General features: G+C 72.9%; 15 protein-coding genes. 7 read left to right on the top strand and 8 right to left on the bottom strand.

The window, feature by feature from the left end; all coding sequences use genetic code 11:
• Positions 1–53: 53 nt before the first annotated feature.
• Positions 54–1079: a helical backbone metal receptor gene (locus WME85_RS42190; RefSeq protein ID WP_437829740.1), complete on the bottom strand. Its 1026-nt coding sequence runs from the start codon at positions 1077–1079 to the stop codon at positions 54–56.
• Between the two features lie 279 nt (positions 1080–1358).
• Between WME85_RS42190 and WME85_RS42185 the strand changes: the two genes are divergently transcribed.
• Entirely contained in the window at positions 1359–2786 is a 1428-nt protein-coding gene (locus WME85_RS42185; RefSeq protein WP_437829737.1) for a serine/threonine-protein kinase, read from the top strand.
• 159 nt (positions 2787–2945) lie between these two features.
• Here WME85_RS42185 and WME85_RS42180 read toward each other — a convergent pair whose 3' ends face one another.
• A complete protein-coding gene (locus tag WME85_RS42180) occupies positions 2946–3542 on the bottom strand; it encodes a DUF2231 domain-containing protein (protein WP_437304699.1) in 597 nt (198 codons plus the stop codon).
• 479 nt (positions 3543–4021) lie between these two features.
• On the opposite strand from WME85_RS42180, the gene priA reads away from it, so the two are divergent.
• The gene (priA, locus tag WME85_RS42175) at positions 4022–6520 is read left to right on the top strand and encodes a replication restart helicase PriA (protein WP_437829734.1); all 2499 of its coding nucleotides are present in this window, start codon (positions 4022–4024) and stop codon (positions 6518–6520) included.
• A 171-nt stretch (positions 6521–6691) separates the two neighbouring features.
• Here the strand turns inward: priA and WME85_RS42170 are convergent, their stop codons facing one another.
• Positions 6692–7267 carry a hypothetical protein gene (locus WME85_RS42170; RefSeq protein ID WP_437829731.1) on the bottom strand — a complete coding sequence of 192 codons (576 nt, stop codon included), beginning with the start codon at positions 7265–7267 and terminating at the stop codon, positions 6692–6694.
• Positions 7268–7605: 338 nt separating this feature from the next.
• Here WME85_RS42170 and WME85_RS42165 point away from each other — a divergent pair, with 338 nt between their 5' ends.
• Entirely contained in the window at positions 7606–8052 is a 447-nt protein-coding gene (locus WME85_RS42165; protein ID WP_437829729.1) for a helix-turn-helix domain-containing protein, read from the top strand.
• A gap of 12 nt (positions 8053–8064) precedes the next feature.
• On the opposite strand, the gene WME85_RS42160 is transcribed toward WME85_RS42165, so the two are convergent.
• A complete protein-coding gene (locus WME85_RS42160) occupies positions 8065–8616 on the bottom strand; it encodes an RNA polymerase sigma factor (protein WP_437829726.1) in 552 nt (183 codons plus the stop codon).
• A gap of 537 nt (positions 8617–9153) precedes the next feature.
• On the opposite strand from WME85_RS42160, the gene WME85_RS42155 reads away from it, so the two are divergent.
• Together WME85_RS42155 and WME85_RS42150 are read left to right on the top strand one after the other, a co-directional pair.
• Complete coding sequence (locus WME85_RS42155; protein ID WP_437829725.1) at positions 9154–10098, top strand: prephenate dehydratase; 945 nt, start codon at positions 9154–9156, stop codon at positions 10096–10098.
• A gap of 361 nt (positions 10099–10459) precedes the next feature.
• Positions 10460–12568 carry a hypothetical protein gene (locus WME85_RS42150; RefSeq protein ID WP_437829722.1) on the top strand — a complete coding sequence of 703 codons (2109 nt, stop codon included), beginning with the start codon at positions 10460–10462 and terminating at the stop codon, positions 12566–12568.
• Here the strand turns inward: WME85_RS42150 and WME85_RS42145 are convergent.
• The 3 genes from WME85_RS42145 to WME85_RS42135 form a co-directional block, all read right to left on the bottom strand.
• Positions 12552–14567, bottom strand: coding sequence for a bifunctional metallophosphatase/5'-nucleotidase (locus WME85_RS42145; RefSeq protein WP_437829720.1), 2016 nt, complete (start codon positions 14565–14567; stop codon positions 12552–12554). The genes WME85_RS42150 and WME85_RS42145 overlap by 17 nt on opposite strands.
• Before the next feature lie 91 nt (positions 14568–14658).
• Positions 14659–15942, bottom strand: coding sequence for a diaminopimelate decarboxylase (locus tag WME85_RS42140; RefSeq protein WP_437829717.1), 1284 nt, complete (start codon positions 15940–15942; stop codon positions 14659–14661).
• Between the two features lie 242 nt (positions 15943–16184).
• A complete protein-coding gene (locus WME85_RS42135) occupies positions 16185–17138 on the bottom strand; it encodes a protocatechuate 3,4-dioxygenase (protein WP_437829714.1) in 954 nt (317 codons plus the stop codon).
• A gap of 1116 nt (positions 17139–18254) precedes the next feature.
• Between WME85_RS42135 and WME85_RS42130 the strand changes: the two genes are divergently transcribed.
• Together WME85_RS42130 and WME85_RS42125 are read left to right on the top strand one after the other, a co-directional pair.
• The gene (locus WME85_RS42130) at positions 18255–18659 is read left to right on the top strand and encodes a response regulator (protein ID WP_437829712.1); all 405 of its coding nucleotides are present in this window, start codon (positions 18255–18257) and stop codon (positions 18657–18659) included.
• Positions 18660–18757: 98 nt separating this feature from the next.
• Positions 18758–19642 (top strand): dienelactone hydrolase family protein, encoded by an 885-nt coding sequence (locus WME85_RS42125; protein ID WP_437829710.1) that lies wholly within the window; start codon positions 18758–18760, stop codon positions 19640–19642.
• Between the two features lie 59 nt (positions 19643–19701).
• Here WME85_RS42125 and WME85_RS42120 read toward each other — a convergent pair whose 3' ends face one another.
• Positions 19702–20577, bottom strand: a complete 876-nt coding sequence (locus WME85_RS42120) for a Uma2 family endonuclease (protein WP_437829708.1) — start codon at positions 20575–20577, stop codon at positions 19702–19704.
• Positions 20578–20644 lie beyond the last annotated feature (67 nt).

Genomic DNA, 20644 nt, shown 5'->3' with positions numbered 1-20644 from the left:
CGCCGAGGCGCTCGAATGCGGCCGCGCGCCCCTGAACGGACCTTCGCGCTGCATCAGGGACGGGCGGCGTCGATGATCTCGCGCAGCCGACTGAGCCCCTCCAGCGCTCGCGCCCCGTACCACATGAGGTCCTTGCCATCGCACCGGATCACGTGGCCGCGGCGTGCGGCGGGGATGTCGAGGGAGCGAAATATTGCCGCGTCGGCGTCGGTGAAGGCGTGCGGCTCGTCGGGCAGCAGCACGATGTCCGGGGCGCGCGCGATCACCTCGTCGAGGGTCACGCGGGGGTAGCGGAGATCGCGGCCCTGGACGCGCTCGGGCGGGAGCGGCGGCGCCTTGCCCAGGTCGGCCGCGAGCGGGTAGCGCCGGGGCCGGTCCTCGAAGACGTTCTGCGCGCCCGCGAGGTCGAGCATGTCGGAGATGAACGTATCGCCGTGGACGGTCATCAGCGGGTCCATCCAGATCGGGACGAAGGCGCGGAGCGGCGGGCGCTCGCGGCGCCGCGCCTCGGCCGCGGCGTGGGCGCGGTAGGCGGCCGCGACCTGCTCGCGCGCGACGGCCGGAGGGGGCGGCGGGGCGGGGGCGCCGCCGTCCGGCGCCGGCGCCGCGGGGCGCGCGGCCACCGGGGGCGCCGCGGAGTGGCCGAGCAGGCGCGCCAGGCGGGCGAGGTGCGCCACGCCGTCGGCGACCCGCCTCGGGAACGAGACGAGCACCCGGAGGCCCGCCGCGTCGAGGCGCTCGATGTCGCGCTGGCTGTTCTCCTCCTGGTTCGCGACGACGACCTCGGGGTCGAGCGCGACGATGCGGTCGACGTCGGCGTCCTTCGTGCCGCCGACGAGCTCGATGCCCTCGACGTCCTCCGCGGGCGCGACGCAGTAGCGCGTGCGGCCGACGAGCCGCTCCCTCGCGCCGAGCCGGAGGAGCGAGTAGGTGTCGCTCGGGACGAGCGAGACGATCCGCTGCGGCGGGCCGCGCCACTCGTGCTTGCGCCCCCGGTCGTCGACGATGCGGATGAACGACCCGGCGAAAGCCGGGCCCCAGCCTGCGCTGAACGCCATGCGCCCGATGTAGCCCGTCACCGCGCGCGCTGCACGCGATCGGCGCGGCGTCGCGCGCGCTGCGCTCGATCGGCGCGGGGCCGCAGCCGATCGTGGCGGGCACGGCAGGCGCGGCGGGCGCGGCGGGCGCCGGGGTGGTGGCCAGACTGGACGATGGCGGCGGGAAGAGAGGAAAAAAATCAATAATTATAAATATTTACGTGCTCCGTGCGCGCCTCCGGACGGATGTGGCCGCCACCTCGCCGGGCGCGGCGCCCGCCATAAGTTGGCCCGCGGGGGCGAAGTCTGCGACGAGGGGTCGTGCAGATCGATCGCCTCGATGTGCGTCGCGGAGGCACGCTCCCGTACCCGCCTTCTGGCTTGCCGCCCCTCGCCCGCGGCCCCGCGCGCGAGGAGCCCCCGCTTCGCCGGGCGCCCCGCGGAGGGCGGCTGCTGCCGTGCCGCATCGGGCGCTACACGCTCTTCGATCACATCGGCCAGGGCGGGATGGCCGACCTCTACCTGGCGCGGGTGCGCACCGACCTCGGCGCCGCGCGCCTCGTCGCCATCAAGGAGGTCGCCCCGAGGTTCGCGCACGACCCGCGCTTCGTGGAGATGCTCGCGAGCGAGGCCAGGCTCGCCGCGGGGCTGCGCCACGCGTCCATCGTGCAGGTCGAGGACCTCGGCCGCGAGGACGGCGCGATGTTCATCGCGATGGAGTACGTCGAGGGCTTCGACCTGCGCGAGCTGCTCCGGCGCTGCGCGCGCCAGAAGGTGAAGCTCCCGGTCGCCTTCTCGCTGCTGATCGTCGTCGAGGCGCTGCAGGCGCTCGCCTACGCCCACCGCAAGGGCGTCGTGCACCGCGACGTCTCGCCGTCGAACGTGCTCCTCAGCTTCGAGGGCGAGATCAAGCTCTGCGACTTCGGCATCGCCCGCGCGCACGAGCGCAGCGGGGGGACGCTGGACGAGGCGCTGCAGGGCAAGGCCGGCTACATGAGCCCCGAGCAGGCCCGCGGCGAGGCGCTCGACGCGCGATCCGACATCTTCGCCACGGGCATCCTGCTCTGGGAGCTGCTCGCCGGCCGGCGGATGTACAGCGCGGGCAGCGCGCCGCTCTCCAAGGAGGAGGCGCGCGGCGAGCTGCTCGAGCTCGCCCGGCGCGCCGTGATCCCGCCGCTCGTCGAGCGCGGGCTCCCGGACGAGGCCACGCTCCACGCGATCGTGGCGCGGGCGCTCGCGGAAGCGCCCGAGGACCGCTACCCGAGCGCGGCGGCGATGCTGCGGGACGTCGCGGCGTACGCGACGGCGGCCGAGATGGCGGCGAGCCCGCTGCGCTTCGGGGCGTGGCTGCGCGACAACTTCGGCGCGGAGATCGTGGCCGCCCGCCGGGCGCGCGAGCGCGCGGTGCGCGCGCTGGAGCTCGGTCCGCCTGCGGTGATCGAGCCGGTCGCGACGGCGGCCGCGACGCCGCGGGCGCGGGCGGCGGCGGCAGCGGGGGCGCCGGCGCCGGCAGCGAGGGAGGCGGCGCCGGGGGCGGCGGCGCCGATGGCGACGAGGGCGGCCGGCGCACAGCGCGCCAGGCCTGCCGCGCGGGCCGGGGGCGCGCTGACGTTGTCCCAGGTGAAGGCGCAGCGTCCGCTCGCTCGGCCCCGGCGGCGCGCGCTCGGGCCGCTGCTCGCGCGCGGTGCGCTGCTGCTCGCGCTCCTCGTCCTCTGCGTCGCCGGCTGCTACCTCGCGGCGCGGGGATAGCGCCCTTCAGGCCGAGGAGAGGAGAGACTTAACCGCCAAGAGCGCCAAGGACGCCAGGAACAGAGACGAAGAGATCTCTTGGCGCCTTGGCGCTCTTGGCGGTTTCTCTTTTCGCGGTCCGCGCGTCATCTGTTCACGCACCGGCGCCGCCGGTCGCCTTCATGCCGGCTCGGCGATCGGCGCCTCGGGCACGGGGACCTGCGCCTCCGGCTTCCGCTCGCACGCGTCGTTGCTGACGCCCACGCCGTAACGGTAGATGAGCTCTCCGCCGAGCCAGCCGCTGGCGCCGGCGAGGCCGAACCCGGTGGTCGAGAGCGCGATCCCCAGGGAGCGCAGCCCGACCGCCCGCGACGCGAGCGAGGCGCCGTACAGGCCGGCGATCGCCATGTTCATGGCGCCGTGGACGAAGCCGATCCGCTTCGCCGAGCCGAGCGTGGTGCTCCAGTCGGCGAGCCCGGCGGCCGCCGCCACGACCGCCCCGGCGAGGCCGATCGCCGCGGTCGCGTCCGCCCCCCGGTGGACCTTGCGCCCGCCCCCGATGCCGGCGAGGTCGAGCACGAGCGTGCACGACCAGGCACCGATGGGGATGGTCACCAGCACCGGGTGCAGAGGGTGCCCGAGGAACTTGCCGTGGAGCACCTTGGCCACCGTGGGCGCTCGCTCCAGGACGGACCGGATGCCGCGCTGAAGCGGGTCGGCGATCCGGTCGATCCAGTCCTGCCGCTCGATCTCCCCCACGACTGCGCTTCCGATCATGTCCCCTCCCCAGAGGCGCGCATCTCTCGCGCGCATTCCCGGCTCATGGCGCCCGGGCGCCGGACGTCCAGCCGCCGTCCAGCGGTGAACCGCGCCCGACGGCACACGAGCAATCGGCGGACCCCGCGCCAGCGGCTCGGGCGTTCCCACCGCCGCGCGGCGCGCGGCGCGGACAAGGCCAGCACATTCGCTTCTGCAATGGTGCGATGCCGAAATTTCAGATTCGAAATCGAACGCGCCGCATCTGGAAAGAAATCCGTTCGAATCGTGAACATCACGGATGGCATGGACGGTGCTCTACGTCCGGACAGCGCTGCCGGCGCGGCCTTCCCCCCCCCAAGGCCCCGGCGGCGCTTTTTTTTGCCTTCTTTCCCCGCCGTGCAGGGCGCGCCCGCGCGAGCGCGCCGTGCGTTCCTCGTCCCGCGCGGTGTTCTCTGGTATCTCGCCCGTGCCGCGCCGCGCGCGGCCCTCCCGGAGCGATGCCCCTCCTCGCCGATGTCGCGGTGCCCGTCCCGCTCTCGCAGGCCTTCACCTACGAGGTCCCCGCCGCGCTCGCCGGCGAGGTGCGGCCGGGGGCGCGCGTGCTCTGCGAGTTCCACCGGCGCAAGCTGCTCGGCGTCGTGCTCGCCGTGAGCGAGCGCAGCGCGGCGATCGATCCGTCGAAGATCAAGCCGCTCGCGGCGCTCGTCGACGCGCGGCCGGCGCTGCCCGCCGAGCTGCTCTCGTTCCTGCAAGAGCTCGCCGCCTACTACTTCGCGCCGATCGGCGAGGTGCTCCGCCTGGCGCTGCCGGCGATCGAGCGCGAGCAGGTGCGGGCGCTCAAGGCCCAGGGCGAGCTCGATGGCGTCCTCGACCTCGGGCGGGCCAAGCAGGTGGGCGGCCGCAAGGTCGCCTACGCGCGGGCGACGGACGCGGTCGAGGAGCCGGGCACGCTCCGCGGGCAGGCCGCGGCGGTGCTCGCGCTGCTCCGGGCGAACGGCGAGCAGCCGGTCGCGCGGCTCGAGGAGCGCTTCGGCAACGCGCGCAGCGCCCTGAAGAAGCTCGCCGAGCGGAACCTCGTCGCCCTCGACGAGCGCGAGCCGCCGCGCGACCCGTTCTTCCGCCTCGCCGAGGCGCGCGACGTGCCCCCCGAGCTCAACGCGGCGCAGGCCGAGGCCGCCGAGCGCATCGACGCGGCGCTCGCGGCCGCTTCCGCGCCGGGGGCGGGGGAGCACCGGGCAGGGGCGCCGCACGAGCCCCGGCCGGCGGCGCCCAGCGCGTTCCTGCTCTTCGGCGTGACCGGCTCCGGCAAGACGGAGGTGTACCTGCGCGCCATCAAGAGCTGCCTCGAGCGGGGCCGCGGCGCCCTCGTGATGGTGCCCGAGATCGCCCTCACCCCGCAGCTCGTCGCGCGCTTTCGGGCCCGCTTCGGCGACGCGCTCGCCGTGCTCCACAGCGGGCTCAGCGACGCCGACCGCCACGCCATGTGGTCGAGCCTGCACGGCGGTAAGGTGCGCGTCGCCATCGGGGCGCGCTCGGCGCTGTTCGCGCCGGTGCCGGACCTCGGCCTCATCCTCGTCGACGAGGAGCACGACGGCTCGTTCAAGCAGGAGGAGGGCGTGCGCTACCACGCGCGCGACATGGCGCTGCTGCGCGCCCACCGCGCCGGGGCGGTGTGCGTGCTCGGCTCGGCGACGCCCTCCATCGAGTCGGTCGCGCTGGTGCGGCGCGGCAAGCTCACCGAGCTGCGCCTGCCGGACCGCGCGCACCGCGAGGCCAGCCTTCCCGAGGTCACCCTCGTCGACCTCCGCCGCTTCGGCGCCGGCCCCTCGGGCGACCCGCTGATCTCGCTGCCGCTGCACCGCGCGCTCGAGAAGACGCTCGCGGCGAAGGAGCAGGCGATCCTGTTCCTGAACCGCCGCGGCTTCGCGCCGAGCGTCGTCTGCGGCTCGTGCGGGACGCTGACGACGTGCGAGGCCTGCTCGGTCGCGCTGACGTACCACCGCGGGCGGCGCCGCGACGCGCCCCCGCCGGCCGGCGCGCCCGCGGCGTCCCTGGGCGCGGTCGCGCCCGCGGCGCCTGCGCTCGCGGCGCCTGCCCCCGCCGGCGCGCCCGCGGCGCCCCCGCCCGCGGGCGCGTTCGGGGCGCCGCCGATGGACGAGCGGCCCCAGGGCGGGCGGCTGCGCTGCCATTACTGCGACTACGCGGGGCCGCTGCCGGACCGCTGCGCGGCGTGCGGCTCGCGGACCCTGCTGCTCGAGGGGCTCGGCACCGAGCGGCTGGAGGCGACGATCGCCGCGTCGTTCCCGGAGGCGCGCGTGGCGCGGCTCGACCGCGACGTCGCGGGCAAGGACCGGTCGCAGGCGATCCTCGCGCGGATGCGCGAGGGCAAGATCGACATCCTCGTCGGCACGCAGATGGTCACGAAGGGCCACGACCTGCCCAACGTGACCCTGGTCGGCGTGGTGAACGCCGACGCCGCGCTGGGGCTGCCCGACTTCCGCGCGGCCGAGCGCGGCTTCCAGCTGCTCGTGCAGGTGGCCGGGCGCGCGGGCCGGCGCGACCGGCCGGGCCGGGTGCTCATCCAGACGCGCAACCCCGAGCACCCGGCGATCGCGTTCGCCGCGGCGCACAACGTGCCCGGCTTCCTCGATCGGGAGATCCGCGATCGCGAGGAGGTGGGCTATCCGCCCGCCACGCGCCTCGCGCTGCTCCGGGTCGACGCCGTCGACGAGGGCGTGGGCCGCGGCGCCGCGGCGAAGCTCGCGGCCCACGCGCGCACCTGTCCGGAGGGGCTCGCGCGGCGCGTCGAGGTGCTCGGGCCGTCGGCGGCGCCGATCGCGCGCCTGCGCGGGCGGTACCGGTTCCGGGTGCTCCTCCGGGCGCGCGAGCGCGGGCCGTTGCGGGGGACGCTCGCGGCGCTGGTCGGGCTCATGAGGGATGGCCTCGACCGGAACGCGCGCGTGATCATCGACGTGGATCCCGTCGCCATGCTGTGACGGGCCTCCGCGGCGGGTGGTGCTGTCATTTGCCCAGAGAGGGTTCACATGAAGGCGGTAAGGCGGGAAGATCATTGAGATTTTCTTCCCGCCTTACCGCCTTCATGTTCAAATGACAGCACTACCCCGCGGCGCGCTGGCCGGGAGCGGCGAGCGCTGGCCGGGAGAGCGCTAGCCGGGAGCGGCGAGCGCCGCGAGCTCGCCGCGCGCGGCGCCCGAGAGCCGCTCGAACTCGGCGCCCAGCCAGTCGAGGAACGCCGCGTCCCACGACGGTCCCTCCGGCCGGGCGGCGACCGCCTCGGCGAGCTCGCGGTCCCAGCGGCCGTAGACCTCGCGGAGGAGCGCGTGAGCCCGGCGGGCCGCGGCCGAGGCCGGGTCCGCCTGGCCGTCCAGACGCTCGGCGAAGGCGTCCTCGCACAGGAAGTAGTTGCACGTCGCGGCCCGCCGCTCGGGGGGGACGGTGCAGCCGCGGGGGCCGTGGTACACGCACTTCGAGCGCCGCGGGGCCGAGCGCTCCTCGCGCTTGCGCACGCGCCGGAGCTGGAGTCCGCGGCTCACGGGGAGCAGGTTGCCGGCGGCGATCTGCTCGAGCAGCCAGGCGCGGCCGCCGAGGGAGGCGATGCGCCCGATGTCGGTCCAGTCGAGCTCGGGCGGGCTGACGCAGCAGCCCGCGGGGCCTTGCGGGCACTGGCCGCACAGCGTCGAGTGCAGGTGGGTGTGCTCTCCTGAGAGCTCCAGACGGATCATCGATGCCCTTGCCGCGGCTCGAGGGGCCGAGACATGCCTTCGAGACAGCGCACGTCCTGGTACATGACTGGCCAGGAATGCCAAAAGCGCTGCGCGATTGCAAGATCGCAAGCCAGCCCGCGACCCGCGCGTCCTCCCGTGGCACCTCCCGTGGTAACAGCGTGTTCGAAAAGAGCGAGAACTCGCACTCCCGGGCGCTCGTGGAGGAGCTGAATCAGTTATAGTAAGTATCGGGCACCGACGTGCGCGCGCGTGCGCATGTCCACGCGCGCGACCGGGAGAGAAAGGTGCGATCGTGCTTCTCTGGCCGCGGCGGGAGTTGATAGGCTGCGCCGGTCATGGGCGATACGCTTCCCAGGGAGGTCGGTCGGGCCATTCGCGTGCTCCGGCTGCTGCACGGGCTCAGCTACGCCGAATTCGCCGAGAAGGCGCGCCTCTCTGCGACGTACCTGCGGCAGGTCGAGCGCGGCGAGCGCGACCTCGGGCTCGGCGCGCTGGCGCTCATCGCCCAGGGGCTCAACTGCGATGCTCGACTCCTCCTTCCCGGCGACGGGCGCAGCCCGGTCTCCGCCGTGGTCGCCGATCGCTTCGACCGCGCGCCCGAGGCGCTCCAGGACGCGCTCCTCTACCTCCTGATCGAGCCAGACGACTCGTCGAAGAAGCAGGCCATCCTGGCGCTCATCAACGAGGAGACGGACCGCGCGCGGCCGCGCTCCCGGCCCCGGCCGGAAGAGCGCGGGTCGCGGGGCACCGTGCCCCCGTCCTCGAGCCGGCGCGGGCGATGAGCCGCTGAGCGCTCACGGCCGCGCCGACAGCACGAGGAGCGGCGCCTCGCCGGCCGGAGCCCGCCGCGCGCCGTTCCGGGGCTCCGCGCCCCCGTCCATCGACGCGAGCCGCTGCGCGGCGAGGAGCTGAAACGCGGTCAGCGCGCGGGTCCGCCGCTTGTAGGCCGTCGAGAGGGGGATTCCGGACTGGACCGCGAAGTCCGCCATGGGGACGCCCTCGATGTCGTGCGCCATGAGGACCGCGCCGAGCTCGCCGTCGATCTCCCGCAGGACGGAGAGGGCAAACAGCCGATCGCACTCCGAGATGATGTACTCCTCCGCCGACGGCTCCTCGAGCTCGGCGTCGAAGTCGTCCGGCAGCGGCTCCTCCACCCGGCGTCGCGCGCGCTCCGCGTAGTGGGACGCGGTGTGGACCGCGATCCGGTTGAGCCAGCGATCAGGCGGCCCGCGCGCCGGATCGTAGTTCGCGAAGCTCTCGTGCGCCGCGAGCATCACGATCTGAGCGACGTCGCGGCGATCCCGGCGCGGGACCCCCAGGAGGCGCAGCCAGCGCCGCACGAGCACGATCGTTTTCTTGTTGAAGATCCGCCAAAAAGCCTTTTCCCTGTCGTTCGGCGGCTGCGCACCGTTGCTCCCATGCCCCGTGCCCGGCATTGCGTAACGATCGTTATCACAAGAAACGAAACTTGCAAAACGCGGTCGGGGCGATCCCGGGCAGAAATTCGCCTGATGGGTAAGGTGATGTAGGTGATCGTGGGTAGAGCTGTTCGTGGCTGCCTGGGGCGTGTTTTACGCGTACGAGGGCTGAAACGTCGGAGAAAGCGCCGTTCGACGATGGTGCTGGAGGTGTAACGATCGTTCCTTTCGCCGACAGGCCGGGCCCTTCAATCCCGGACGCCTCGATCACGTTCGTTACCGGGCGCCTCGGGGCCTCCGCCGGGTGCGGCCGCTTTCCCCGCTGGACGCCACGGCACCGCGCCGGTACACGGCGCTCGATGCACAGGCTCCATCGAAGGATGCCGGCCTTCCGGCGGCTCGGCGCGCCCTGCCCGGCGCGCGCCGCGCTCGTCCGCGGGGGCTCTGGCGAGGCGCTCACCGCCCATGTCGGCTGACGCGGGGAACCCAGGGGCGGCGCCCCGCGACGAGGCGCCGGCCGCAGGGGGCGCGGGGCAGGCGGCCGCAGGCGGCGCGGGGGAGGGAGGACCCGCGTCGGCGCGCCAGCGGGTCGCGTACTTCGGACGGCCCGGGACGTTCAGCCACGAGGTCGCTTCCCGGCGGTTCGGGCAGGGCGCGGAGCTCGAGCCCCGGCGCACCATCTCGGCGGTGTTCGACGCCGTGGCCGGCGGCGCGGCGACCCACGGCGTCGTGCCCATCGAGAACGCGGTGGGCGGCCCGATCTACGACACCGTGGATGAGCTGATCCGCCGCGAGGGCACGGGCGCCGCGCTCGTCGTTTGCGAGGAGCTCTCTCTGCACGTCACGCTGTCGCTCCTCGGCAGGAAGGGCGTGACGCCGAGGCGCATCTACTCGCACTTCGTGCCGCTCAAGCACTGCGGCGACTGGCTCCGCGAGAACTACCCTGGCGCGCAGATCCTCGAGGCGGAGAGCACCGCCGAGGCGGTCGAGCGCGCGGCGCAGGACGGCGAGGCCTGGGCGATCGGCAACAAGGGGGCGGCGGCGATCTACAAGCTCGACGTCCTCGTGCCGAAGCTCGGGGTGAAGGGCGAGAACATCACGCGCTTCTTCGTCGTCGGCAGGGCCGAGGAGCCGCCGCCCGCGGGCGGTCGGACGCTGCTCCTGTTCGGGCTGGACCACCGCCCGGGCGCCCTCGTCGCGGCGCTCTCCGCGCTCGGGAGACACCATATCAACCTCACGCGCATCGTCTCGCGCGCGCTCCCGGACAGCCCCGAGGAGTACCTCTTCCTCGTCGAGTGCGAGGGCAGCACGGCGGAGCCTTCCTTCAAGGAAGCGCTCGCGCTGCTCCAGCAGCACGCGACGGGCGTGCGCTCGCTGGGCTCGTTCCGCGTCAGCCAGAAGTACGAGTGAGGCCCGCGGCCTCCGTCCCTTCACCGTCCCCTCCACGCTACGGTCTCGGGGGCCTCGGGTGCGCGACCCGCCCGCGATCTCGGGCTGGGCACCTTCGCGCGTCATCCCCCTGGGAGGCACGGGATGCACCTCGGGACCAGGCTGCCCGATGACAGCGAGTTGATCGCGGTGGACGCGGGCCGGCCTCCCGTCGAGTAGGCACCCTCACTGGCTCGCTGAACAACGCCGCTCGGAAGGTGGAAATATCTTCGCGCGGGGTAGCCTGCGTGACCCTCTGTTCTTTTCGGTGGCCAATTGCGCCTCGCCTGCGACTAGAACGCTCGCTGCGTGCGGTCTCGCACTCCTCGACAGGCAAGGTGACATGGATCGACGATGGCGATGGCTCTTCGTGGTTGTGCCGGCGCTCATGGGCTCTCTGGAAGGGTGTGATGTGGACCCGTGGGTGGCGGCGTTACCGGCCGACAGCGGCGCGCGCGGCGGCTGGGCAGCCCCGAAGGTCAAGCCGATCGGGGCGAGCTGCGGCTGTGATGCGGACTGCGACGGTGAGGCGGTCGTCTGCATGCTCGGCGTCTGCATGCAGCGGGCGGAGGGGCTGTGTTCGGCGCCGAACAGCGAAGAGGGCTGCGCGCCCGGCTCTCGCTGCTTCAACACCGATATCCTGACGGACACGGGGGTGTGTTATCCCGTCTACGATCCCGCGACCTGCGAGGGCGTGGAGAACCGTCATGGCCTGTGCTCTCCGCGGCGCGGCGACGGGTGCAACGCGGCGTGCGGCGCGGCGTGCGCGGAGGACACGGTCACCCCCGGGGACGTGGGCGCGGCCTGCGACACAGCGGAGGCGTGCTCGCTGCCCGGCGCGACCTGCTACAGCGACGCGAGCACGACGGAGCCGAACGGCTGGGTCGAGGGCTACTGCCTCGCCTTCGACTGCGAGGGCGACGACCAGTGCGGCCCGGAGGCGGGCTGCTTCCCCGCGGGGGAGGACGGCGCGCACATCTGCCTGAACACCTGCGGCAGCGACCTCGACTGCCGGCCTGGCTACGTGTGCCATTCGGTCGACGGCGCGAGAGGCGACGGCGGATCCGCCTGCTTCGCCGGCTGCGACGCCGCCGCGACCTGCCCGCGGGGCACGACCTGCCTCGGCGAGCTCTGCGTATCGGACGAGGTCGCGTGCTCGCCCGACGTCCCGTCCGGGTGGTGTCCGGAAGGCGAGACGTGCGACGACGGCGTGTGCCGCAAGGACGCCTTCGCCTGTGACTCCGCGGGCGACGCGCTCGAGCCCAACGATGATCCGGGAGCCGCGGCGAGCGCGCCCGTGGGCGTCACGGAGGAGCTCACGCTGTGCGAGGGGGACGAGGACTGGTTCCGGATCGTCGTGCCGGAGAAGACGATCGTCCGCGTGGGCATCGAGCTCCGCCACGCCGCCGGGGACCTCGATCTGGTGGCCTATGACGGCCAGGGCCGCCTGCTCGGCTCGCGTTACGGCGATCAGTATCCGTACTCGTATCGAGATCAGGAGACGAACACCGAGGTATACGGGTTCTACTCCGATCGAGGCGGCGCCGAGTACCTCGTCCGGGTCGTCGGCCACGACGGCGCGCAGAACGCCTATCAGCTCGACGTGACCACGTACCCGTACGTCGACGGCCCGAGCTGCGTGGACGCCGGCTTCTCCTTCGACGAGTGCGCCGGCTTCGGCGACGACGGCAGCGGCCTCCTGCCGTTCCCGTTCCCCGACCCCGACGACTCGGTCGTCGGCGGCGGCTATGTCTGGGAGACCTTCAGCAACTACCGCTTCGCCCGGCGCGAGCTCATCATGCTCGTGCGCGACGCGCTCGCCGAGACGATGCGGGCGTTCCCCGGCACGACGCCGCTCTCGCTGATCGACGTCTGCCAGATCAACGGCGTCACGCCCGGATACGACATCGGCGACCCGCGCCACCCCGAGTCGACGCACGATCAGGGGGGCAACATCGATATCGCTTACTTCCAGACGGACGGCTCGAACGACGGGGAGATCATCTGCGGAGACGGGTCGAAGCACGAGGACGGGTACTGCTCCTCGGCGGCGAAGCGAAAGCACATCGTCGATCTCGAGCGGGAGGCGTTCTTCATGGCCAGGCTGTTCCGCTCGCCCCGCACGCGCGTCATCGGGGTGGACAAGATCATCGCGCCGTTCCTCTCGAGGACCGCGGCCCGGCTGAACGCCCTTCCGGCGCGCGACCGGCGGAGGATCACCGACGACGAGCTCGCGAGCTTCTCGGACCGGATGGCGTACGGGTCGGGTTGGCCGTACCACCACCACCACATCCACCTCAGCATGAACTGGTGGCCGAGGCACGCCGCGGGCGACGCTCACGCGGCGGACGCGGCGGACGCGGCGGACGCGTCGACTCTCGCCATCCGCCGGTCGCCCGCGCCCGCGGGCGAGCAGCGGATGGCGTGGCCGCCGCTCAGGGCACGACCGTGATCCGGTCGAGCGGGGGCGGCGAGACCGGAGAGCTCGCCGCGAAGTAGGCGCGCAGGGCGTCGAGATCCAGCGCGCCGCCGAGGCGATCGGCGCCGTCGTTGAGCACGGCGAAGCCGTCGCCGCCCGTCGCCAGGAAGCTGTTCACCGTCACGCGGTACGTCCGCGCCGCCTCGATCGGGACGCCGTTGATCCGGATCGAGGCGAGGTCGACCTTCGAGCCGACCGGCGCGCTCTGGCTGTAGGTGTACGTGAAGCCGTCCGACACCTGCAGGATCACGCTCCGCGACACGCCCATCGAGTCCACCTGGAACTGCTGCTCCAGCAGCGTGTGGAGCTGCCCGCCGGTGAGGGTCATCACGACCAGGCTGTTGCCGAAGGGCTGCACCGTGAACGCCTCGCCGTAGGTGATCACCCCGTCCATGAGCTCGGTCGCCGAGGCCGCGTAGGTCAGGTCCGTGCGGACGCCGCCCGGGTTCATGAACGCTACCTCGGCGCCGCCGGTGCTCGCCCCGCGCGTGGCGGCGAGCTGGGCGTCGGCGATGACCGCGCCCAGCGCGAACAGCCCGGACCCCATCGGCGGGACCGCGCGGTCGATCGTCGCGGTGATCGTGCCGATCTGCTCGTTGGCCAGCGGCGCCGCGAGGTCCCTGTAGCGCGTCACCAGGGCGTCGACCGTCGCGTCGGCCGCGTCGCGCGTCACGACGACGTTGTTCGCCGTCTTCGCCGTCACCTCGCCCGTGCTCCTGCTGATCTCCAGGTCGATGTCGGTGACCAGCCGGCCGAAAGACGCCGCGCTGGTCACGATCTTCTCGCCGAGGATGCAGTTGTACGCCTGGTGCGTGTGTCCGCTGACGATGACGTCCACGGCGGGGTCGATGTTCGTCGCGATCTCGACGATGGGGCCAGAGATCTCCGGGCACTCGTTGAAGTGGCCGGTGGGGAGCCCTCCCTCGTGGAGCACCACCACGATCGCCTCGATGCCCTGCGCCTGGAGCTCCGGGACGATGTCGTTCACCGTGTCGACCTCATCCATGAACGAGAGCCCCGCGACGCCGACGGGCGTCACGATCGACGGCGTACCCTCGAGCGTCATGCCGATGAAGGCGATCTTTGCGCCGTCGAACTCGCGGACGTCGTAGCGCGGGAAGAGCGTCCTTCCGGTCGACGTGTCCACGACGACGTTGGCGGCGAGGAACTTGAAGCTCGCGCCCGGGAAAGAGGTGCCGTCCGCGCAGCCGTCGACCGGGCTGCACCCGCCGGATTGCATCCGGAGGAGCTCGGCGGTGCCCTTGTCGAACTCGTGGTTGCCGACGCCGTTGATGTCGAGGCCGATGAGGTTCATGACCTCGACCGTGGGCTCGTCGTGGAACAGCGCCGACACGAGCGGGCTCGCGCCGATGAGGTCTCCGGCCGAGACGACCACGGTGTTCGGGTTCGTGGCGCGGAGCTCGGCGATGCGGGACGCGAGGTGCGCGGCGCCGCCCGCGTTCACCTGCGTCTCGTCGGGCATCGTGATCCTGCCGCTGCTGCCGGCGGGCGGCTCCAGGTTGCCGTGGAAGTCGTTGAAGGCGAGGATCTGCACGCTCACGGTGTCGCTGCCGCCGCCCGAGCCGCCACCGCCCGAGCCGCCGTCGCCGCCCTGGCCGCCGGTGCCGGTGGCGCCGCCCGAGGCGCCGTCGCCGCCCTGGCCGCCGGTGCCGGTGGCGCCGCCCGAGCCGCCGTCGCCGCCGTGGCCGCCGGTGCCGGTGGCGCCGCCCGAGCCGCCGTTGCCGCCCTGGCCGCCGGTGCCGGTGGCGCCGCCCGAGCCGCCGTTGCCGCCCCGGCCGCCGGTGCCGGTGGTGGCGCCCGAGGCGCCGGCTTGCTCCTGGGGGTTCGTGGCCTCGTCGTCGCCGCAGCCGCCGCTGGCGACCGGCGGTACGATCAGCGCGGCGCCGAGGAGCGCGACCCGCCATGCCCGTGCGCTCCGTCCCACGACCCCGGAAGCTCCCGTCGACCTCATCACTGCTCCTCCACTTCGCGGCGCCCGCCGCTCTACGCTGTCACATCCTGGGTTCGCGGGGAAACAGCCACGTGAACGCCGCGCAGCGGCCTCATGGCTGGCCGCGGCCGCGGCTCCAGAACGCCACGACGTCCTCGGGTCGCTCTCGCTCGCGCAGGACCCGGATGTCGCCGCCGTCGACGCCGAGCACCGCGGGGATGCCGCGGCTGCAGTGGCGGGACCACATGCTCAGCGTGTAAGCCCCCGTGTCGCGGACGAGCACCAGATCCCCGGGCGACAGGTCCGGCAGCGGGAGATCGCGGGCCATCACGTCGCCGCCGAAGCAGAGCGGGCCGCCGAGGGTGCACGGCGAGAGCGGCCCCTCCCTGGGCCCGGCGTCGGGGTCGAGCGCCACGAAGTCATGGTGCCAGTCGGCCGGGTGATACGCGCGGCGCAGCAGGAAGTCGGCCCCGAGGTGCAGGATCGCGGTGCGTCCGGCCGAGTCCTTCTTCACGTACTCCACGCGCGAGAAGGCGAAGCCGCAGCCCGCCTGGACCCAGCGCCCGAGCTCGGTGATCAGCGTGGTCCCCTCCTCGAAGAGCGTCGGGACCTCGAGGCGCAGCGCGGCCGCGTAGTCCTCGAGCGGCGGCGGCCGGTCGGTGCTCCGGTAAGCGACCGGCAGCCCGCCGCCGATGTCCATGGTGCCGGCGGCGCCCGGCCCCAGCGCGCGGCGGAGCTCCTGGCGCAGCGCCTCGACGCGGCGGATCCCGTCGACCAGCTGCGAGAGCGAGCAGCCCTGCGAGCCGACGTGCACGTGCAGGCCGGTGAGCCACCGGTACCGCGCGAAGGCGGCGCGCACCGCGTCCGCCTGCTCGAGGGGGACCCCGAACTTGGAGCGCCGGTCGGCGACGCTGGTGAGGGCAATGCTGGACGCCCCGACCTGCGGGTTGATGCGCAGCCCGATGCGGCCCGCCGCCCCCTCGGGCCCGACGAGCTCGTCGATGCGCTCGAGCTCGTCGAGGTTGTCGGCGTTGATCCGCACGCCCAGGCGGAGGGCCTCCGCGATGTCGGCGCGGGTCTTCGCGGGCGAGTCGTAGACGATGCGGCCGGGGGGGCACCCGGCGGCGACCGAGAGCTTCACCTCCTCGAGCGAGGCCGCCTCGAGCCCCGCGCCGCAGTCGACCGCCGCGCGGAGGACCTCCACGAGCGGGTTCGCCTTGATCGCGACCGTGTGGAGGGCGCCCGGCGGGAACGCCGCGCCGATCCGACCGATGCGCGCCCGCATGCGCCCGAGGTCGTGGAACAGCACCGCAGGCTCCACGTCCATCCCGCGGCGCCGCGCCTCGCGGAACGCGCGCGCCATGCTCCCTGGATCCAGCCGGTCCGCGTCGCTCATGGGACCTCCCTACCGCAGTCTGGCGTCCGGGAGGGCAGCTGTCCGCCCCGCCCGACGCCCGCGACGCCGCGACGAGGAGCTCTGCCTCGATTTCCAGGATGTCTCGCGGCCCTGGGCGGGCAGCGCCCGGGCGCCTTTCGACGCTCAGGCGCCCTCGCGCGGGAGGCCGCGCGAGCAGGGGCGCCCTCACGGCGCCGCCGTTCGCGATCTCGGCCCCCTCCTGCTCAGGGAGGTCCCTACGCTCAGGCGGGGTTGACGATGACGTTGAGCGTGGCGGTGATCAGCCCGGGGGTGTGCTTCATGGTCGGCATGGCGGGGTTGCCCCGCGGCGGCTCGAGGCTGGACGCCGGGATGTTCGTCGAGCGAGCCGCGTACTCCGGCTCGGACGCGTACACCTTCGCGCTGAAATCGGCGTCGAAATAGAGCTGCGTGGTGATCAACCTGGTCGTGGAGCCGTTGATGCGCGCGACCAGGTGAACGTGGACGGGGCGCCCAGCGTACCATCCGGGCCAGAGCGACGTGAAGCCCACGATCCCGTTGCGGTCGGAGAGCTGCACGCCGCGGCAAAACCGGTCCAGGTTATCCGGTGTACGCTCGACCGGGCCTGCGTACGGCGTGGAGGGATCCTGGCTGTCGAAGCCGCTGTAGTACCCCTCCGCGTCGCAGTGCCAGATGTACACCTCGGCGTCGGGGATCGGCTCGCAGCTGTTCCGGCCGTCGAGCAGGCGGAAATAGAGCCGGAACTCGCAGCCGGGATGGCCGTCCCGGATATCGCTCCGGAACAGGTTGATGTCGTTCGGGATCTCGTTGTCGTCGAGGAAGAACGGCCCCTCGATGTCCGTCGTCGTCATGGAGCAGCTCGCTGCGTCCTCGAATATCGAAGGATCCAGCGAGTCGCCGCCCTCCACGCCCGCGCCGCCCTCGCCTCCGGCGCCCGCGGTCGTGCTGCTCGTGCCGGTAGCACCGCTGGCCGCGCTCGTGCTGCTGGCGGTGCCCCAGCCCGTGCTCGTGCTGCCGAAGCCGCCGCCGGCGCCTCCGCTTCCGCCGGTGTCATTGCCGACCGCCCCTTCATCCTCTTCGCAGGACACGATCGCGGGCGCGGTGACGGCGAACGCCCCGAGCTTGATGAGAATCTGCCGGCGATCGAGGACCCAGCCGAGCAGATCACGAGCCGCGGCTCCTTTTCTCTCACCCATACAACGATCTCCTTGGATAAGTCATGCTCTCAAAGCCACGCCCTGACCGTGACATACTCTGACCGGGCCGAGTGGAAGCCGGCGCCGCCTCCAAGACCCAATGGTGGATGAGCGCCGGCTGATCAGCCGGAACCACCACGGAAGGGACTACCCTCTCCAAGTAAGACTCGCGCAACGCCAGACGGGGCAACGTCGCATGGCGTCTGCCCGTCAATGGGATACCGTTGCTCGATTTTTTTGTCAAACAGATAGTTTGATTTCCAAGTATGTGCGACGTGAAATCGCGTCCGGCCAAAGCTGTGCCCAGATCTGGGATCAAGTCGAAGCGTGACAGGTCAGCGGGAACAGGCCGCGTGTCCCGGAAGGATTCCACTCCACGTCATCGAGCGCCGACCGGAGGGAGCAGCGCGGCGCGTATCCCCATGTCGTCTGTCTCGTTCGTGGCGCGGGCCAGGACAGGGGCAGAGGGCCAGATCCGGTGACGTGAGCGAGGGGCGGGGACAGGGCCCGTACTGGAGCCGCGGAGCTCGTGGACCCGCTGGCGAGCCCGGCGCCGCCGGCGCGACCCAGCTTGCCGGTGCCACCCTCCGGATCGGCATCCCTGGAGTCTGCGCCGCTGCAGATCGCAGGGAACAGTCCGGCAGCCGTGGCGAAGATGTGCAATGACCTGGCGCGCACAGCAGTCTCCTGTGTGGCTCAGACGAATTCCCGGACCGGGCGGATGTGATCACGCCGGGCGCTGGGGGCGGAGCTGAAGAGGCGTCGTGGCGCGGAGCTGCGGCGCTTGCCCGGCCGCGCTGGTCGAGCAGCGTGCAGCGCGACGCAGGGCAGCGCGTCGCGCGACGCCGCCGTCGAGGGTGCGCAGGTGCACAGATGCGCAGACCTGGGCCGGCACGACCCCCGCTGGAGCGGCGCCGCCGCAGACGGCCGTCCCGCGGCCGCCGAGCGGTCCTCAGGCTCAGCTGGCGGCGGAGATCGGCTTCAAAGCGAGCTCAGCGGGGCCTGCTCCGTGGACCGGTCCGACGACGGAATGTCGGAAATTTGATGAACACTTCCAGTTTCGTTGATTTTACTGTACGTAGCCGGCTCCAGAGCCCCCGCCGGACCCTCTGCCGTATGATCCGCCTCCTCCTCATCGACGACTCCGCCGCGATGCGCACGCACATGCGGGCGGCGCTCGAGAGGGCGAGGGAGCTCGGGCTGGTCGAGGTCGCCGAGACGGCGAGCGGGTTCGAGGCGCTCCGGCGGATGCATCGGGGCGCGTACGACGCCGTGATCATCGATATCAACCTGCCGGACATCGACGGGCTGGAGCTCATCCGCTTCATCCGCCAGAGCCGGCACCACCGCGACGTCGCGCTGATCGTCGTCTCGGCGATGTCCTCGGCGCGCGAGCGCGAGCGCGCCGTCCGGCTCGGCGCCCACGCGTTCGTCGCGAAGCCGTTCTCCCCGGACACGCTGGTGGCCGCGGTCCTGCGGGGCCTCGAGTCCAGCCAGCTGCGCCTGCGGGTCGCGACCTAGGCAGGGCGCGGCCTCCCCGGCGAGGCTGCCACGGGGGCGCGGGGCGGCCTCCCCCGAGACTTCCGACGCGCGGCGCTCTGCTGGTACGGTGCGTCGCCATGAAGCTCCGCCTGCACTCCTGCCGCCTTGTCGCGCCGCTCGCGCTGGCCGTGGCGACCGCCTGCTCCGCCTCCCCCGTGCCTCCCGCCGAGCCGCCGCCCGGCGCCGCCCCGCCCGCGGCGACCGGCGCCGCGGACGGCCCGACCGGCCGGCTCTCGGAGGAGGACTTCAAGGCGCTGCACCAGCTCCGGTCCGACAAGGCCCCGCCCGCGCGCGGAGAGGCGGTCGACGTGGCCGGGACGCGGGCGTACCTGAGCCTCCCGCCGGGCGCGAAGGCGCCGATCCCGGGCGTCGTGGTGATCCATGAGTGGTGGGGCCTGAACGAGCACATCAAGCACTGGACCGACCGCCTCGCGGAGGACGGCTACGCCGCGATCGCCGTGGATCTGTACGGCGGCAAGGTGGCGACGAACCCCGACGACGCGATGGCGGCGATGAAGGCCGTGGACGAGGCCAAGGGGCTCGAGGTCGTGCGCGCGGCGCACCGCTTCCTCACGACGGACGCGCGCGTCTCGGCGCCGCGCACCGGCTCGATCGGGTGGTGCTTCGGCGGCGCCTGGTCGCTCAAGCTCGCCATGAACGAGCCCGAGCTCGACGCCGCCGTCATCTACTACGGCCGGCTCGTCACCGACGCCGCGAAGCTCCAGGCGATCAAGGCGCCGGTGCTCGGCGTCTTCGGCAACCAGGACAAGGGCATCCCGCCCGAGGTCGTGAGCGAGTTCGACAAGGCGCTCCACGACGCGGGCGTGGAGCACCAGGTGCTCCGGTACGACGCCGACCACGCGTTCGCGAACCCGTCGGGAGAGCGGTACGACACGAAGGCGGCGGCGGACGCCTGGGAGCACGTGCGCAAGTTCCTGGCCGCCAAGCTGAAGGGCGGATAGCCCCGCGGCGGCGACCTGCGCGCCGGCCTGGTCGGAGGCCGCCCCGGGCGGCCGCGCGCTCAGCGGGCCTTGAGCCGCTCGATCTCCGCGCGCGCCTGCTCGAGCTGCCGCTCGGCCTCCTCGCGCAGGCGCTGCTCCTCCTCGCGCAGGCGCTGCTCCTCCTCGCGCAGGCGCCGCTCCTTGTCGAGCTCGGCGGCGAGCTCCTCGGCGACGCGCTGCGCGTCCTCCTGGTGGGCGATGACCTGATCGAGCATGCCGCCGAGGCGGGCGATCATCTCGTCGGCGTCCTCCAGGGGCGCATTGCCCGCGAAGAAGCGGAGGCGGGGGCCGTCGAGCAGGAGGTCGAGGCCGAGCACCTCCGAGGCGAACCGGCCTGCCTGAGGCACGATCCGCTGGTACGCGCGGGGACGAGAGAGATCGCCCTCGGGCGCTGCCGGCAGCCTGTAAGCGTGCAGGCGCAGGCGGGCGCGGTCGAAGAGGAAGTACTCGCGGATGCCGAGCCGCGCATACCGATCGACGTTGAACTGGTGATCCTTGGTGCGGCTGCCGGCCACGTGGACCTCGATCACAAGGTCGAGCCCCTTGCCCTCGTGGTCGACCACCCACCGCATCCGCTCGTGGGGCTCGACGTCGACGACGGCGAGCAGGTCGGGCGCGAACCGCGGCTCGCCGGGGTAGAAGACGGCGAGCTCGGAGGAGAGGTAGATCTTGCGGGCGACACGGCGGAAGAAGCCGTCGAGGGCGTCGAGCGCGTCGCGCTTGGCCTTGCGGTGCGCGTCCCCCTCGGGCGGCATGAGCTCCAGCGGGACCTCGGCGGGGAGCATGTCCACGACGCGAGCGCGCTCGGCCGGGGTCATCCGCGCCCACTGATCGCTCGTCGGAGCGCGCGGATCCGCGGGGTCGAAGAGGTAACCGGCAGGGAGGGCCTGAACCACGGTCCAAGTCTAGCCCATGGGGTGACCATCCGGGAGGCTCCCGGCTGCACCCCGCGCGCAGGGACCA

The sequence above is a fragment of the Sorangium sp. So ce1153 genome (assembly GCF_051521595.1).
In the GTDB taxonomy this organism is placed as follows: Bacteria; Myxococcota_A; Polyangia; order Polyangiales; family Polyangiaceae; genus Sorangium.
Note: the sequence above shows the minus strand (reverse complement) of the source record. Positions and strands in the feature narration are given on the sequence as shown.

What these genes read in the sequence shown, in the direction of transcription:
- WME85_RS42180 (WP_437304699.1), bottom strand. Translation starts at nt 3,542, where the DNA reads ATGATCGGAAGCGCAGTCGTGGGGGAGATCGAGCGGCAGGACTGGATC.
- priA (WP_437829734.1), top strand. Translation starts at nt 4,022, where the DNA reads ATGCCCCTCCTCGCCGATGTCGCGGTGCCCGTCCCGCTCTCGCAGGCC.
- WME85_RS42170 (WP_437829731.1), bottom strand. Translation starts at nt 7,267, where the DNA reads ATGATCCGTCTGGAGCTCTCAGGAGAGCACACCCACCTGCACTCGACG.
- WME85_RS42165 (WP_437829729.1), top strand. Translation starts at nt 7,606, where the DNA reads ATGGGCGATACGCTTCCCAGGGAGGTCGGTCGGGCCATTCGCGTGCTC.
- WME85_RS42155 (WP_437829725.1), top strand. Translation starts at nt 9,154, where the DNA reads ATGTCGGCTGACGCGGGGAACCCAGGGGCGGCGCCCCGCGACGAGGCG.
- WME85_RS42150 (WP_437829722.1), top strand. Translation starts at nt 10,460, where the DNA reads ATGGATCGACGATGGCGATGGCTCTTCGTGGTTGTGCCGGCGCTCATG.
- WME85_RS42145 (WP_437829720.1), bottom strand. Translation starts at nt 14,567, where the DNA reads ATGAGGTCGACGGGAGCTTCCGGGGTCGTGGGACGGAGCGCACGGGCA.
- WME85_RS42140 (WP_437829717.1), bottom strand. Translation starts at nt 15,942, where the DNA reads ATGAGCGACGCGGACCGGCTGGATCCAGGGAGCATGGCGCGCGCGTTC.
- WME85_RS42135 (WP_437829714.1), bottom strand. Translation starts at nt 17,138, where the DNA reads ATGGGTGAGAGAAAAGGAGCCGCGGCTCGTGATCTGCTCGGCTGGGTC.
- WME85_RS42130 (WP_437829712.1), top strand. Translation starts at nt 18,255, where the DNA reads ATGATCCGCCTCCTCCTCATCGACGACTCCGCCGCGATGCGCACGCAC.
- WME85_RS42125 (WP_437829710.1), top strand. Translation starts at nt 18,758, where the DNA reads ATGAAGCTCCGCCTGCACTCCTGCCGCCTTGTCGCGCCGCTCGCGCTG.